The sequence below is a fragment of the Nocardia sp. NPDC046763 genome (genome assembly GCF_040645495.1).
GTDB lineage: Bacteria > Actinomycetota > Actinomycetes > Mycobacteriales > Mycobacteriaceae > Nocardia.
The window spans coordinates 120,459-134,514 of the sequence record NZ_JBEYYI010000012.1 but is presented as its reverse complement, the minus strand read 5'-3'; the positions used below and the strand labels follow the sequence as shown (position 1 = coordinate 134,514).

12 protein-coding genes and 1 riboswitch are annotated in these 14,056 nt (G+C 67.8%); of the genes, 3 read left to right on the top strand and 9 right to left on the bottom strand.

Features of this window, described 5'->3' with window-relative positions:
* Positions 1-12: 12 nt before the first annotated feature.
* From lpqB to ABZ909_RS20970, 4 genes are all read right to left on the bottom strand, one after another.
* Positions 13-1,806: an MtrAB system accessory lipoprotein LpqB gene (gene lpqB, locus ABZ909_RS20985; RefSeq protein WP_357002070.1), complete on the bottom strand. Its 1,794-nt coding sequence runs from the start codon at positions 1,804-1,806 to the stop codon at positions 13-15.
* A complete protein-coding gene (gene mtrB, locus ABZ909_RS20980; protein ID WP_357002297.1) occupies positions 1,803-3,842 on the bottom strand; it encodes an MtrAB system histidine kinase MtrB in 2,040 nt (679 codons plus the stop codon). Before mtrB ends, lpqB begins: the two co-directional genes overlap by 4 nt.
* A 44-nt stretch (positions 3,843-3,886) precedes the next feature.
* Complete coding sequence (gene mtrA / locus ABZ909_RS20975) at positions 3,887-4,564, bottom strand: MtrAB system response regulator MtrA (RefSeq protein WP_033090495.1); 678 nt, start codon at positions 4,562-4,564, stop codon at positions 3,887-3,889.
* A gap of 78 nt (positions 4,565-4,642) precedes the next feature.
* On the bottom strand, positions 4,643-5,290 hold the full coding sequence (locus tag ABZ909_RS20970; protein WP_357002067.1) for a dTMP kinase: 648 nt from the start codon (positions 5,288-5,290) through the stop codon (positions 4,643-4,645).
* A gap of 99 nt (positions 5,291-5,389) precedes the next feature.
* Between ABZ909_RS20970 and ABZ909_RS20965 the strand changes: the two genes are divergently transcribed.
* Both ABZ909_RS20965 and ABZ909_RS20960 read left to right on the top strand, forming a co-directional pair.
* Entirely contained in the window at positions 5,390-6,040 is a 651-nt protein-coding gene (locus ABZ909_RS20965) for a glycerophosphodiester phosphodiesterase family protein (protein ID WP_357002066.1), read from the top strand.
* Between the two features lie 182 nt (positions 6,041-6,222).
* On the top strand, positions 6,223-6,519 hold the full coding sequence (locus ABZ909_RS20960) for a hypothetical protein (RefSeq protein ID WP_357002064.1): 297 nt from the start codon (positions 6,223-6,225) through the stop codon (positions 6,517-6,519).
* A gap of 83 nt (positions 6,520-6,602) precedes the next feature.
* On the opposite strand, the gene ahcY is transcribed toward ABZ909_RS20960, so the two are convergent.
* From ahcY to ABZ909_RS20940, 4 genes are all read right to left on the bottom strand, one after another.
* Positions 6,603-8,078, bottom strand: a complete 1,476-nt coding sequence (gene ahcY / locus ABZ909_RS20955) for an adenosylhomocysteinase (protein ID WP_357002061.1) — start codon at positions 8,076-8,078, stop codon at positions 6,603-6,605.
* A 33-nt stretch (positions 8,079-8,111) separates the two neighbouring features.
* Positions 8,112-9,272, bottom strand: a complete 1,161-nt coding sequence (locus ABZ909_RS20950; RefSeq protein ID WP_357002058.1) for an alkane 1-monooxygenase — start codon at positions 9,270-9,272, stop codon at positions 8,112-8,114.
* Positions 9,273-9,464: 192 nt separating this feature from the next.
* Entirely contained in the window at positions 9,465-10,178 is a 714-nt protein-coding gene (locus ABZ909_RS20945; RefSeq protein ID WP_357002056.1) for a response regulator, read from the bottom strand.
* A complete protein-coding gene (locus ABZ909_RS20940; protein WP_357002295.1) occupies positions 10,175-11,635 on the bottom strand; it encodes an ATP-binding protein in 1,461 nt (486 codons plus the stop codon). The genes ABZ909_RS20945 and ABZ909_RS20940 overlap by 4 nt, the downstream gene beginning before the upstream one ends.
* Before the next feature lie 226 nt (positions 11,636-11,861).
* Between ABZ909_RS20940 and ABZ909_RS20935 the strand changes: the two genes are divergently transcribed.
* Complete coding sequence (locus ABZ909_RS20935; protein WP_357002054.1) at positions 11,862-13,226, top strand: cation:dicarboxylase symporter family transporter; 1,365 nt, start codon at positions 11,862-11,864, stop codon at positions 13,224-13,226.
* 125 nt (positions 13,227-13,351) lie between these two features.
* On the opposite strand, the gene ABZ909_RS20930 is transcribed toward ABZ909_RS20935, so the two are convergent.
* Positions 13,352-13,798, bottom strand: a complete 447-nt coding sequence (locus ABZ909_RS20930) for a 6,7-dimethyl-8-ribityllumazine synthase (RefSeq protein WP_357002052.1) — start codon at positions 13,796-13,798, stop codon at positions 13,352-13,354.
* A 76-nt stretch (positions 13,799-13,874) separates the two neighbouring features.
* Positions 13,875-14,045: riboswitch (FMN riboswitch) on the bottom strand.
* Positions 14,046-14,056: the final 11 nt, after the last annotated feature.

The following is a 14,056-nucleotide window of genomic DNA, read 5'->3' as shown; positions in this document are numbered from 1 at the left end:
CTCAGTGTGCGCCTAGCCGGGCAGCACCGGAACCGCGTTGGCCCCCAGACCCGGAACTTCGCGCCAGTAGTCCTCGCGCCCTTCGGGATTGCGGGTCAGCTCCAGCACCGCACGGGAGTCGGCCACGTACTCCTGGTCCGGTGCGGCGCTCAGCACGCGCACCGGCGGAGTGAGGTTCTGGGAGGTCTGGGCGCGGAACTCGGAGCCGTCCACCAGCACCCCGGCCACCGGGTCCACATTGCCGTCGCGGCCCACCACGACCTTCTCGTCGGAGAGCCAGTCGATGGACACCGCGGGCGTGCTCAGCCCGATGGCCAGCGGCAGCGGCGAGGACAGCGAGAACTTCCCGTTCGGCTGCGGCACCACCACCGCCACGTACACCTTGCCGTTGGCGATGAGGGCCGCCCGCGCCCCGGACGGCGAGATGCGCAGCTCGGTGATCGGCCCGCGCGGCGAGGTCGAATTGGCCACCACCGCGGTCAGTTCCGCGATGTCGACGTCCTGCACCGAGACATTGCCGGTGGCGCGGTCGTGCACGGCCCGGATCACCCGGCGGCCGTCCACCACCGACCAGGCCGAGCTGCCGTCGGCGGGCCAGGTGGGCCGGGTGAAGGTGCCGCCGGTGGCGACCGGGAAGCCCTGGCCGTCATAGGTCCCGATGATCAGCGTGCGCTCGGGCTCGGGGTCCGGACGGCCCGACTTGGCGACGGCGGCGACCAGCTGCCCATCCGGCGACAGTCCCACCGACTGCAGGGTGTGGGTGGCGCCGAAGAAGCCCGGGGCAGCGGTGATTCCACTGTCGGTGATCGCCACCAGCGACCCGTCGCGCACGGCGTGCATGCCGGCCCGGTTACGGGCGATGGTGTCGGGGCTGCGGGCGTCCACATCGGCGCGCTGCCAGCCGGCGGCGAACTTGTCGTCGAGCGGCTTGCCGTCGGCGTTGAGCAGGTAGGGGCCGAGCACGTCGGCGCCGGAGAGGGTGAGCACGATCTGGGCGGCCATCACGTCGCGGGTGGGCGGGTCGAGGGCGGTGGCGCCGGAGAAGTCGACGCTCAGCCCGCCGCCACCGACACCGACGTTGTCGGCATCGCCGTTGGCCTTGGTGATCGGCCCGCGCAACGTCACCGGTGCGCCCATGGGGTTGCGCACGGCGGGCGCGAGCGCGGACTGGGGTCCCTGGGCGAGCAGGCCGAGCAGCCGCTGCGCCAGCTGGTCCTTGCGGGCGGAGATCCAGCGCAGGTCGGGCACCATGGCCAGCCCGGCCAGGTTCGGGAAGAACAGCGAATACCGATGGTAGGACTTGGCGAAGGCGGCCTGTTCGACGATCACGCCGGGCGGCAGATCCTTGATCCGCCACTCGCCGTCGATCTTCTCCATATCGACCTTGGACTCCAGGGTGCCGTCACCGGGCCGGTACGAGCCGTCGGACGCCAACTCGCCGATCTTGCGCGCCCGGATCACGTAGGTGGCGGAGTCGCCGTTGCGGGACTCCCGCAGCGTACTGGGCTGCGAGTCCACGATGCTGGTGGACGCCGCGTCGTCCCACTGCACATTCGCCGCGGGCGAGAGGAACTGCCGGGCCGACTGATGCCGGTCGGACGGATCGGCCGTAGCGGCCATGAAGTCCAGCAGCAACTGCTCGGGTTCCCGCCCGGCGACGGGCGGCAGCGGCGAGGCGCTGGTGGCCAGGTGGTCCAGGCTGCCCAGCGCCTGCGGCGCCGAGGAGTCCGGCAGGCTCGCGCACGCGCTGACACTGAGCAGGCAGCCGAGCACCACCAGGGCCCCGCCCGCGGACGGCCTCCTCATGATTGGCCGTCCCCCTGGGCAGCCGGTACCGAGCCGCCGGAAGTGTCACGGCCGGAACCGGTTCCGCCGGAACCGGCGGAACCATTATCGGCGGCATGGTTTTCCCCGTTGGCGGCGTCGGAGGCGGATTCCCCCTCGGCTGCGGTGCCGTTTCCGGGCCCAGCGGCGGCGCCGTTTTCAGTCCCAGCGGCGGTGCCGCTTTCAGTCCCAGCGGCGGTGCCGCTTTCAGTCCCAGCGGCGGTGCCGTTTTCAGTCCCAGCGGTGAAAGGGAATTCCGGGGCGATGACCTCGAATCCCGGTTCCCCGTCCTCGGTTTCCGCGGTCGGCCCCTCGGGGCCGGGTTCGGCCGCGGCGCCGTCCAGGCCCGCGGTGCCCGGTTCCGGTGCGGCGGGCGCGGATTCGAGCACCGCCGCGATGGAAGCGATGGCCGCCGGGACGGCGTCCGAGCCCGCGATATCGAGGGCCAGCTGCTCGGGCGAGACCGCGCCGCGAATCTTGGGCGGCTCCAACGAGAGTGGGCTGGTGCCGAGTTTGCGGCCGCGGACCAGCGGCAGGGTGAGCCGGAAGCTCGCGCCCACACCGATCTCGCCCCACGCCTCGAGCTTGCCCTCGTGCAGGTTGGCGTCCTCGACGCTGATGGACAGACCGAGTCCGGTACCGCCGGAGCGGCGCATGCGTGAGGGGTCCGAGCGCCAGAAGCGGTTGAACACCAGCTTCTCCTCGCCCGGCCGCAGGCCCACGCCCTGGTCGCGCACCACGATGGCGACGGCATTGGCGTCCACGTCGCCGCGCATGCGCATGAGCACGGGCTTGCCCTCGCTGTGGTCGATGGCATTGGCGAGCAGGTTGCGCAGCACGCGTTCGACGCGGCGCGGATCCACCTCGGCGACCAGCGGTTCCTCGGGCAGGTCCACCACCAGTTCGACGCCTGACTCCTTGGCCAGGTGCCGCACCGTGGAGACCGCGGCCCGCGCACACATGCGCACGTCCAGCGATTCCACCTGCAGCTCGGCCACACCCGCGTCGTGACGGCTGATCTCGAGCAGGTCGTTGAGCAGTCCCTCGAAGCGGTCGAGTTCGTTGACGAGCAGTTCGGCCGAGCGCGCCAGCGCCGGGTCCAGGTCGTCGCTGGATCCGTGGATGAGGTCGGCCGCCATGCGCACCGTGGTCAATGGCGTGCGCAGTTCGTGGCTGACGTCGGAGGTGAAGCGGCGCTGCAGATTTCCGAACTCCTCGAGTTGGGTGATCTGGTTGGACAGGCTCTCGGCCATCTCGTTGAACGACATGGCGAGCCTCGCCATGTCGTCCTCGCCGCGCACCAGCATGCGCTCCTTGAGCCGCCCGTCGGCGAACCGACTCGCGATCCGCGCCGCGGATCGGATGGGCAGCACCACCTGTCGCGTCACCAGCGCCGTGATGGCGGCCAGCAGCACGATGCCGCCGATGAGCATGGTGCCGCGCATGAGCGACAGACTCCGTTGCTCATTGGTGAGCGGGAAGATCAGATAGATCTCCAGCGAGTCGATATCGGCCGACGGACTGCCGATGATCAGCGCCGAGCCCTTGTACCCGTCCGGACTGGAGACCGTGGCGAACTGATAGGACACCTGCCGCTGCTTGACGAATTGACGTAGCTCGGCGGGGATCTCCTGGATGGCGCCCGAGGTGATCTCCTGCCCGCTGTCGCCCGTCATGGCCAGGGCCGCTTCGTAACTGCCTGCGGCGCCGCCGGTCTGGGTCCCGCCGGCGCTGCTGAACAGCGCGCGGCGGGCGTCGTCCAGGCGACTCTGCTGGGTGCCCGAATCGTGCACACCGGTCAGTTGGTTCTGAACGGTGTTGCGAGCGCGGCCCATTTCCTCGACGGCCGCGTTGATCTTCGCGTCCAACAATCGGTCGGTGATCTGACTCGTGAGCACGACGCCCAGAATCGTGATGACGATCAGCGACAGGGTGAGCGTGGACACGACAACACGCAACTGCAGCGAACGCCGCCACACATGGCCCAGTTGCTCACCCAGATTGCGGAACCAGGCCACCGCTACCGCCAGCCACCGCTGAACGCGGTTTCTGGAGCCAGCGATCACGGCGGTCCGGCCTTGTAGCCCACACCTCGGACGGTCAGCACGATCTCAGGGTTCTCCGGATCCTTCTCCACCTTGGCGCGCAGCCGCTGGACGTGCACGTTGACCAGGCGGGTGTCGGCGGCGTGCCGATAGCCCCAGACCTGTTCCAGCAGCACCTCACGGGTGAACACCTGGCGCGGCTTGCGTGCCAGCGCCACCAGCAGATCGAACTCCAGTGGAGTCAGTGAGATCTGCGCCCCGCCGCGAGTCACCTTGTGCGCGGGCACATCGATGACGATGTCGGCGATGGACAGCAACTCCTGCGGCTCCTCCTCGGTGCGGCGCAGGCGGGCCCGCACCCGGGCCACCAGTTCCTTCGGCTTGAACGGCTTGACGATGTAGTCGTCCGCGCCACTTTCCAAACCCAGGACGACGTCGACCGTATCGGTCTTCGCCGTCAGCATCACGATGGGCACTCCCGAATCGGCTCGCAGCACCCGGCACACGTCGATGCCGTTCATGCCGGGCAGCATGAGATCCAGCAATACGAGATCCGGACGTAGCTCCCGGACCGCGGTCAGCGCCTGCGTGCCGTCACCGACGACGTGGGGGTCGAAACCCTCACCCCGCAAGACGATCGTGAGCATCTCCGCGAGAGCCATATCGTCGTCGACGACCAGAATCTTCGGCTTCATAACGTCTAGTTTGTCACCTCTCCGGCTCTGATTCGGCCGCCACGCCAACACTCGTGACCTGTCGGCGCACATCCAACCCTATCCAGCAACAATTTCCGCGAGGCGCGCGGCCAGTGTTGCCGGATCGTCACCGGTCCGATGCACCCGCCATGGCCCGTGCCAGTTCATTTCGGCCAGCTCACGGTAGACAGTACCGGTGCGACGCTGCAGACCCCCGTCTTTCTCGTAAGCGTCCAAAGCGCGTGCGGCATCGGCTTCGCCGCGCAGGCGCGCGCGTTCCTCGGCCACATCGACCGGAACATCCAGGAGAATCTGGACATCCGGAGCGGGCAGTGCGAAGCGCTCGAACTCCAATTCCTCGATCCAGGCCACGATTTCGCCGTGCGCGTCCTGTTCCATGCGGGCCGCGGAGTAGGCGGCATTGGAGGCGACATAGCGGTCCAGTAGCACGATGTCGTTGTCCGCCAGTAGTTTCGAGAGCTCGTCGCGGGCATCGGCCCGGTCGAGCGCGAACAGCAGCGCCATGGCGTTCACAGACCGAGCGGTATCTCCATGACTGCCGCGCAGGGCCTCAGCGGCGAGGTCGGCGTGCACGGAGACGCCGTAGCGCGGAAAGGCCAGCGTGGCGATCCGCAGCCCGCGGGCGCGCAGGGCGGTGATGACGGCATCGGTGAGCGTGCGTTTGCCCGCGCCGTCGAGTCCTTCCACCGGAACCAGTGCACCCATGCCGCGAGAGTACCGAATCGGCCGCGGTCCGCACCGGCGGGATCCCGTTTGTTCGAAAGGCTCAGATTTTCGTAGCCATTCGATTGCTACAGTCCGGCCATGACTGCTGAATACGTGAGGTCAACGCAGTTCAAGAGAGCTTTTTCGATCCTCGCGGTAGCAATTGCCGCTATCGGTCTTACGGCCTGCGGCAGCAACTCCAGCGACACGAACCCGGTCACCGTGGCCGATCCACGCCGCTCCTTCGATCCGCAAACCCACCGCGGCGGCCACGGTATGACCATCGAGGAGTCGCTGCCCGGCTTCGCCAAGGCCATCGAACCGGGCGTCATCACCCTGGAACTCGACATCGTGCTCACCGCCGAGAAGACGCCGCTCATCCGGCACGACCCGGTCATCCGGGCCGAGAAGTGCGCCGACACGGCCCCGTCCTTCCCCGGCGATCCGCGGTTCCCCTATGTCGGCAAGCTGGTCCACGACCTGACCTACGACCAGGTCCACACCCTCGACTGCGGCAAGAAGCTCGCGGGATTCCCAGCGGCACAGGAGCTTCCGGGCAACAGGATCGCGACGCTGCCGCAACTGTTCGATCTGGTGAAGAGCCATCCGGGCGCGTTCGGCACCGTGCACTACAACGTGGAGACCAAAATCGAGGCCGCCCACCCCGAACAGTCCGCTGCCCCCAGGGAATTCGTCGACGTCATCCTCGACGCCGTCGAGCGGGCCGGCGCCATCGGCAAGTCGGACTGATCCTCGACCAGGGCGCTGACGGCCTCATCACCGACTATCCGAACCGCGCGCGACGTCATGCAGGAGAAGGGCTACCCCCTCCCGAGGCCCTTCCGCAAATAAGCCACGCAAATCCGAAACACTCGCCGTTCAACTCTTGTAGGGTCCCGGACAACACTCCCCCTGCAAGGAGCGCAACCCTGATGAAGTCCCATCTCGCACACCATGGTCCGCGTGCCGCCCTGGCCGCCGTAGCGATCACCGCCGCCGCTCTTTCCACGGCCGCCACCGCCACCGCCGCCCCCGTCACCCTCGAACCCGCCACCGCCGACCAGGCCGCCCCCGTGGCCGACTCCGGCTCGGCATCCTCCCTGTCGAGCAGCTCCGGCTCCAGCAATGTCGCCGGCACCGGCTCCAGCGCCGGTGAACTCCTCAGCGCCGCCATCTGCACCATCCAGGGCGGCAAGTGGGTCCCCCTGATCGACATCTGCCTCAAGTAGCGGACGCACGGCGCCAACGAGATCCGGCCGGTCACCCTCTCGGGTGACCGGCCGAATCTTCATGCGCTACAGGCTGTTTCCGCTCAGTAGCGGTAGTGGTCCGGCTTGTACGGGCCCTCCACGTCCACGCCGATGTATTCGGCCTGGTCCTTGGTGAGCTTGGTCAGCGTGCCGCCCAGGGCCTCCACGTGAATCCGCGCGACCTTCTCGTCGAGGTGCTTGGGCAGGCGGTAGACCTCGTTGTCGTATTCGTCGGGCTTGGTCCACAGCTCGATCTGCGCGATCACCTGGTTGGAGAAGCTGTTCGACATCACGAACGACGGGTGGCCGGTCGCGTTGCCCAGGTTGAGCAGGCGGCCCTCGGACAGCACGATGATCGACTTGCCGGACTCCTTGAAGGTCCACAGGTCGACCTGGGGCTTGATGTTGAGCCGGTCCGCGCCCGAACGCTCGAGGGCTGCCATGTCGATCTCGTTGTCGAAGTGGCCGATGTTGCCCAGGATGGCCTGGTCCTTCATCGCCTTCATGTGGTCGAGCAGGATGATGTCCTTGTTGCCCGTGGAGGTGATGACGATGTCGGCGTCACCGATCGCCTGTTCCACGGTGACGACGTCGAAGCCGTCCATCAACGCCTGCAGCGCGTTGATCGGGTCGATCTCGGTGACCTGCACGCGCGCGCCCTGCCCGGCCATCGACTCCGCGCAACCCTTGCCCACGTCGCCGTAGCCGCAGATCAGGATCTTCTTGCCACCGATCAAAACGTCGGTGCCGCGGTTGATGCCGTCGATCAGCGAGTGCCGGGTGCCGTACTTGTTGTCGAACTTCGACTTGGTGACCGAGTCGTTGACATTGATCGCCGGGAAGACGAGCTCACCCGCGGCCGCGAACTGGTACAGGCGCAGCACACCGGTGGTGGTCTCCTCGGTGACACCCTGCACGCTCTCGGCGATCTTGCCCCACTTGCCCTTGTCGGTCTCGAGGCTGGCGCGCAGCAGATTCAGGAAGACCTTGTATTCGGCGGAGTGGGTGTCGTCCTCGGGCGGAACGACGCCGGCCTTCTCGAACTGCGCGCCGCGCAGCACGAGCATGGTGGCGTCACCACCGTCGTCCAGGATCATGTTCGCGGGCTCGCCCGGCCAGGTCAGCATCTGATCGGCGGCCCACCAGTACTCCTCCAGGGTCTCGCCCTTCCAGGCGAAGACGGGAGTGCCCTTGGGCTCGTCGACGGTGCCGTGCGGCCCGACCACGACGGCGGCGGCCGCGTGGTCCTGGGTGGAGAAGATGTTGCAGGAGGCCCAGCGGACCTCGGCGCCGAGGGCGACCAGGGTCTCGATCAGCACCGCGGTCTGCACGGTCATGTGCAGCGAGCCGGAGATGCGGGCGCCCTCGAGCGGCTGCACGTCGTGGTATTCGCGACGCAACGCCATCAGGCCCGGCATCTCGTGCTCGGCCAGGCGAATCTCCTTGCGGCCGAAGTCGGCCAGTGACAGGTCCGCCACCTTGTAGTCGATCCCATTGCGGACGTCAGGGGTCATATTGCTGGACACAGCGGTCGTCATCTGCCTCTCCTGGTCGGCTGCTTTCCCGAAACCCTACGCGGCGGCCGGGTACTCGTCGTACTCGGCGAGGATGCGCTCCCGCTTGCGGGGCTGGATATTGGCCCGGCTCACGTCGCCCGCGTAGTGGGCGAGCAGGCGCGGGTCCATGACGGCGCGCCACAGCGGCGGGAACACTGCCAGCAGAATCATGGTGGCGTAGCCCGCGGGCAGCTGCGGGGCCTCCTCGGAGGTGCGCAGCGTCTGGTACCGCCGTCCCGGATTGGCGTGGTGGTCACTGTGCCGCTGCAGGTGGAACATGAAGATATTGGTGACCAGCCGGTCACTGTTCCAGCTGTCCGCCGGGGAGCAGCGGGCCCAGCCGCCGTTCGGGCGGCGACGCCGCAGCAGGCCGTAATGTTCGACGTAATTGACGGTTTCGAGCAGGCCCGCCCCGATCACCGCCTGCAGCAGCAGATACGGCAGCACTCGCCAGCCGTAGACCGCCAGCAGCCCGCCGAAAAGCACGACGGTCATAGCCCAGGCCTGCAGGATGTGGTTGTGGACACTGAACCAGCGGTGTCCCTTGCGGCGCAGCCGCTCCCCTTCCAGACGAATTGCCGACCGGAAGCCACCGATCACGCTGCGGGGCAGGAACTCCCACAGCGACTCACCCATCCGGGCGCTGGCCGGATCGTCGGGCGTCGCGACACGGGCGTGGTGGCCCTTGTTGTGCTCGACGAAGAAGTGCCCGTAGGCCGACTGCGCCAGAGCCATTTTCGACAGCCAGCGCTCCAATCGCTCGACCCGGTGGCCGAGTTCGTGGGCGGCGTTGATGCCGATGCCGCTGACGAATCCGAGAGTGGCCGCCAGCCCGAGCTTGTCGAGGACGGACAGATCGTCGCCGGCCCACATGCAGGCGGCGATGATCAGGCCGACCACCTGGATCGGCAGGAACATATAGGTGCACCACCGGTAGTACCGGTCATTGGAGAGTAATTCGTAATCCTCGTCGCGCGGATTGGTGCCGTCTTCCCCGACGACCCAGTCCAGGACCGGAATGGCGATCAGAATGATGATCGGTCCGATCCACCAGAACACCTCCAGCTTGGTATGCAACACCAGCTGCGACGGCAGTAACGCACACCCGGGCGCGATCAACCCCAGCACCCACAGGTGTCGTTTCGGATCCGGCGAACCCAACCGTTTGCCGACCATTTGCACTTTTGCCCCGCTAATCAATGGCTCGAAGAACTTCGCAGCTACATATCTTGGAACCTAGCCCCTGTTACAGCACCCGGCTGAACCGAAAGGTGGCCACCGTTACATCATGAGCAGTCGGTTCCGCTGCAACCGACCGTGTGGTACCCGTCACCAGCGCTCGAGCGCAAACCGGGAGCGAAACCGGGCTCAGCGGAGCCACACATATCGAACCTGCGGGCGCCCGGTCCGACCGTAGTCGGTTCGCCGTTCCACCACGCCGTCTTCGGCCATCCGCTCCAGATACCGCCACGCCGTCACCCGGGACACCCCCACCGCGCGCCCCGCCTCACCCGCGGACAGCCCGTCCGGCGCGGCCCGCACCGCCCGCGACACCTCGTCCATCGTCTGCGGCGCAATGCCCTTCGGTGAGGTAGGCCGCTGATCCGGAGTGCGCAGTACGCCGAAGGCGCGATCGATGTCCTGCTGCGACACCGCCGTCTCCCCGGCCGGCAGCGCCGCCCGGTATTCGAGGTAGCGGTCCAGCTTCTCGCGGAAGGCCGCAAAGGTGAACGGCTTCAACAGATACAGGACCACACCGTGCGAGACGGCCGAGCGCACCATGGCCAGATCGCGCGCCGAGGTGACGGCGATGACGTCCGGGCGCGGCCGGAGTCCCGCCAGCGCCGCGGCGACGGCGAGCCCGCTCATATCCGGCAACCCGATATCCATCAACACCAAATCAATGGGGACGCCGGAAGATTGTGACCTTTTCGCGATCGAGATGGCGTCGCGGCCGGTGTGCGCCACCGCGACCACCGTGAAGCCCGGCACCCGCTCCACGTAAGAGCGATGTGCCGCAGCGATTTTCGGCTCATCCTCGACGATCAGCACGCGGATCGCCGACGCCGGCGCGGCCTTCATCGCGGAAACCTCACGATCACTGCGGATTCCGGTTCCCGCCGAGCCCGCAACTCGCCGGCGTGCCTGGCGACCAACCGGCGTACCAGCGCCAGGCCCAGCCCGTGGTGGTCGGTCTTGGTGGAATAGCCGCGTTCGGTGGCGCGGGTGAACAGCTCCTCCGACATGCCCGGGCCGCTGTCGGCCACCCGGATGTACAGCTCCGGCTCGTCGCGCCGCACCGTCACCTCCACCCACGCGTCCTCGTCGTGCCCGACGGCGTCCAGGGCGTTGTCGATGAGATTGCCCAGCAGCGTGACCATCTCGTGCGGCGTCAGCGGGTCGGTGGTGTCGAGCAGCGTGTCACCGGTGACGGTCAGCTCCACCCCGTTCTCGGCCGCCTGCTCCACCTTGCCCAGCAGCAGCGCCACCACCGCGGGTTCGGCCACCGCGCCGGTGAGCCGGTCGATGAGGGCCTGGGACAGTTCGAGTTCCGCGGTCGCGAAGTTCACCGCCTCCCGCGGGCGGCCCAGCTCCACCATGGTGACCACGGTGTGCAGCCGATTGGCCGCCTCGTGCGCCTGGGCACGCAGCGATTCGGCGAAGCCGCGCACCGAATCCAATTCGCCCAGCACATCCCGCAATTCGGTGTGGTCGCGCAGGGTGAGCACGGTGCCGATGCGGCGTCCGGCCTGCTCCACCACGTCCTGGTTGACGACCAGCACCCGGTCCGGGGTCACGTGCATCTCGTCACGGACCACGCCGGTTCCCAAGCGCTGCAACGACACCGGCAGATCCGTGCGCGTGATCGGCCCGGCCGGCAGATCGAGCAGCAGCCGCGCCTGATCGTTGACCACCTCGGCGCGTTCATCGGAGCTGTCGAACACCAGCAGCCCCTCGTGGATCGAGTGCAGCACCGCGTCGTGATGCTCGTACATGGCCCGCAGCTCGGCGGGCGCGAGGCCGTGCGTCTGCCGTAACAGCCTGCGCCGCAACAACAACGAACTCATCATGGCCAACGCCAGACCGCCCGCCGCGGCGGCGAGGATGAGCGGCAGCTGGGCGCGCACCTGTTCGCCGATGTGGGTGCGGGTGACACCCGCCGACACCAGCGCGACAATGCGGCCGTCGGCATCGCGTACCGGGGTGACCGAGCGAATCGACGGACCCAGCGTGCCGGTGAAGGTCTCGGTGAAGGTCTCCCCCGCCAGGGCGCGATCGATGTTGCCGCTGAAGGGTTTTCCGATCCGGTCCGTCTCGGTGTGGGTGTAGCGGGTCCGATCCGGGGCCATCACCACGATGAAGTCCATACCCGTCGCCTTGCGGGTGGCCTCGGTCACCGGCTGCAGCGCGGCGGTCGGATCCGGGCTCCGCACCCCGGCCAGCGTCGAGGGCGACTGCGCCACCGCGATCGCGGTATCGATGACCTCCGCACGGGTGGCGTCGTCCTGTACCCGGCGGGTCTGCAGGAACGCCAGCATCGACGCGGCAGTGATCACCACCGCCAGTACCAGCACCTGCACCACGAACACCTGCCCGGCCAGCGTACGGCGGGCCCGGGTTCTTCGACCTCTCACGATTCCTCCGGGTACTTCATGAACATAATTTACGAAACAGTGACCCGCGTCACTCTCCAGACCATGATTCTCTCCGAACACCCGCGCGGAGCAAACGTCATGCGGGCACCGACCCGGAGGCACCAGCGAGATGAGCGACACGACAACACGACAGCGCCGAGACCGTACCCACTGGCTCTACCTGGCGGTCATCGTGGCCGTTGTCGCGGGCGTCCTGGTCGGCTGGCTGGCCCCGGGCTTCGGCAAGAGCGTCGGCGAGCTCGGCACGATCTTCGTGAACCTCATCAAGATGATGATCGCCCCGGTCATCTTCTGCACCATCGTGCTCGGCATCGGCTCGGTGCGGGCGGCCGCCAAGGTCGGCAAGGTCGGCGGCCTGGCCATCGGCTACTTCCTGATCATGTCCACGGTGGCGCTGGCCATCGGCCTGCTGGTCGGCAACCTGCTGCACCCGGGTTCGGGCCTGAACGTGGCCGCCCATGCCAAGGAGATCACCAAGTACGCCACCGACGCCAAGGCGGCGGGCGGCACCTGGCAGTTCCTCGAAGACATCGTGCCGACCACCCTGCTGTCGTCGCTCACCTCGGGCAAGGTGCTGCAGGCGCTGTTCGTGGCGCTGCTGGTGGGCTTCGGTATCCAGGCCTTGGGCGCCGCGGGCGAGCCGATCCTGCGCGGGGTCGCCTCGGTGCAGAAGCTGGTGTTCCGAATTCTCACCATGATCCTGTGGCTGGCCCCGATCGGCGCGTTCGGCGCCATGGCGAATGTGGTGGCGCGCACCGGGCTCGACGCGGTCAAGCAGCTGGCGCTGCTGATGGTGGCGTTCTATCTCACCTGCGTCGTCTTCATCTTCGGCGTGCTGGGCCTGTTGCTGCGGCTGGTGGCCGGGAACTCCATCTTCAAGCTGGTGCGCTACCTGGCGCGGGAGTACCTGCTGATCTTCGCCACCTCGTCCTCGGAGTCGGCGCTGCCGCGGCTCATCGCCAAGATGGAGCACGTCGGCGTGGACCGCACGACGGTGGGTGTGGTCGTCCCGACCGGGTATTCGTTCAACCTGGACGGCACCGCCATCTACCTGACCATGGCCACCCTGTTCGTGGCCGACGCCATGGGCAAGCCGCTGGCCTGGCACGAGCAGATCGGCCTGCTGCTGTTCATGATCGTGGCCTCCAAGGGCGCGGCGGGTGTCACCGGCGCGGGCCTGGCCACACTGGCCGGCGGCCTGCAGAGCCATCGCCCGGAACTGCTGGACGGCGTCGGCCTGATCGTCGGCATCGACCGGTTCATGTCGGAAGCCCGCGCGCTGACCAACTTCTCGGGCAATGCGGTCGCCACGCTGCTGATCGGCACCTGGACGAAGACCATCGACCCGGCCCGCGTCCGCGCGGTGCTGGATCGCGAGATCCCCTTCGACGAGCAGGCCATGGTGGAGGAGCACCCGGCGCCCGCCGCCCCCGACAAGCAGGGCTCGCAAGAGAAAGACCTGGTTCCGGCCTGAACCCAACCCCCAGGCCGAGCCCGGACCGTCGGCGCGTTCTCCCCCCGTACCCGCCGGCGGAACCCGCACCCTGCCCGCACGACCAGCCGCCTCCGGCTCGTGCGGGCAGGGTTTTCTCTTTTTGCCTAGGCGCCGACCGTGTCCAGGGCCAGGGTGGCGGCGATGGCATTGGCCAGTTCCGCGCCCTTCACCTCGAAATGCCGTGCGAAATAGGCCAGGTGCTCGCCGTGCTCGTGGAAATGGTGCGGGGTCAGCACGGCCGAGAACACCGGCACATCGGTCTCGAGCTGCACGCGCATGAGCGCGTCGACGACGGTCGAGGCCACGAAGTCGTGCCGGTAGATGCCGCCGTCCACGACGAGCGCGCAGCCCCCGACAGCGGCGTAGGAGCCGCCGGTGGCCAAACGCTTGACCTGCAGCGGGATTTCGAACGCACCGGGCACCTCGATCACGTCGACCTCGGTGTAGCCGCGTTCGAGCAGCCCGGCCCGGCAGGATGCGACGGCCTTGTCGACGATGTCGCTGTGCCAGCGTGCGGCAACGATGGCGATGCGAGTGGGAGTGGGTGACATGGGGATTCCTCCTGTTCGCGATGTCACCCAGGGCAAGACGCGAACGGGCCCGTCCAGCGGTGCGGACGTGCCGGTGCCGCGTTCTCTTTCATCCGGACTGTGACCGTCGGCTCCGGGATCACACCGGAATCTGCTCGACCCACACTGCCGATGAAAGACACTGTGGCGCTCGCGGGCTCGTGCGCTCCGGATCGGCCCGGATGCCATTACCGCCGGTGGGGAATTCCACCCCGCCCTGAGAACGTGTTACGTAGCGGA

Bases quoted from the DNA above. Each gene is read 5' to 3' on its own strand.
- ABZ909_RS20940 (WP_357002295.1), bottom strand. From the start codon at position 11,635: ATGCTGGCGTTCCTGCAGACCCGCCGGGTACAGGACGACGCCACCCGT.
- ABZ909_RS20965 (WP_357002066.1), top strand. From the start codon at position 5,390: ATGACTGCTGAATACGTGAGGTCAACGCAGTTCAAGAGAGCTTTTTCG.
- ahcY (WP_357002061.1), bottom strand. From the start codon at position 8,078: ATGACGACCGCTGTGTCCAGCAATATGACCCCTGACGTCCGCAATGGG.
- lpqB (WP_357002070.1), bottom strand. From the start codon at position 1,806: ATGAGGAGGCCGTCCGCGGGCGGGGCCCTGGTGGTGCTCGGCTGCCTG.
- ABZ909_RS20950 (WP_357002058.1), bottom strand. From the start codon at position 9,272: ATGGTCGGCAAACGGTTGGGTTCGCCGGATCCGAAACGACACCTGTGG.
- ABZ909_RS20970 (WP_357002067.1), bottom strand. From the start codon at position 5,290: ATGGGTGCACTGGTTCCGGTGGAAGGACTCGACGGCGCGGGCAAACGC.
- mtrA (WP_033090495.1), bottom strand. From the start codon at position 4,564: ATGAAGCCGAAGATTCTGGTCGTCGACGACGATATGGCTCTCGCGGAG.
- ABZ909_RS20930 (WP_357002052.1), bottom strand. From the start codon at position 13,798: ATGTCACCCACTCCCACTCGCATCGCCATCGTTGCCGCACGCTGGCAC.
- ABZ909_RS20960 (WP_357002064.1), top strand. From the start codon at position 6,223: ATGAAGTCCCATCTCGCACACCATGGTCCGCGTGCCGCCCTGGCCGCC.
- ABZ909_RS20935 (WP_357002054.1), top strand. From the start codon at position 11,862: ATGAGCGACACGACAACACGACAGCGCCGAGACCGTACCCACTGGCTC.
- ABZ909_RS20945 (WP_357002056.1), bottom strand. From the start codon at position 10,178: ATGAAGGCCGCGCCGGCGTCGGCGATCCGCGTGCTGATCGTCGAGGAT.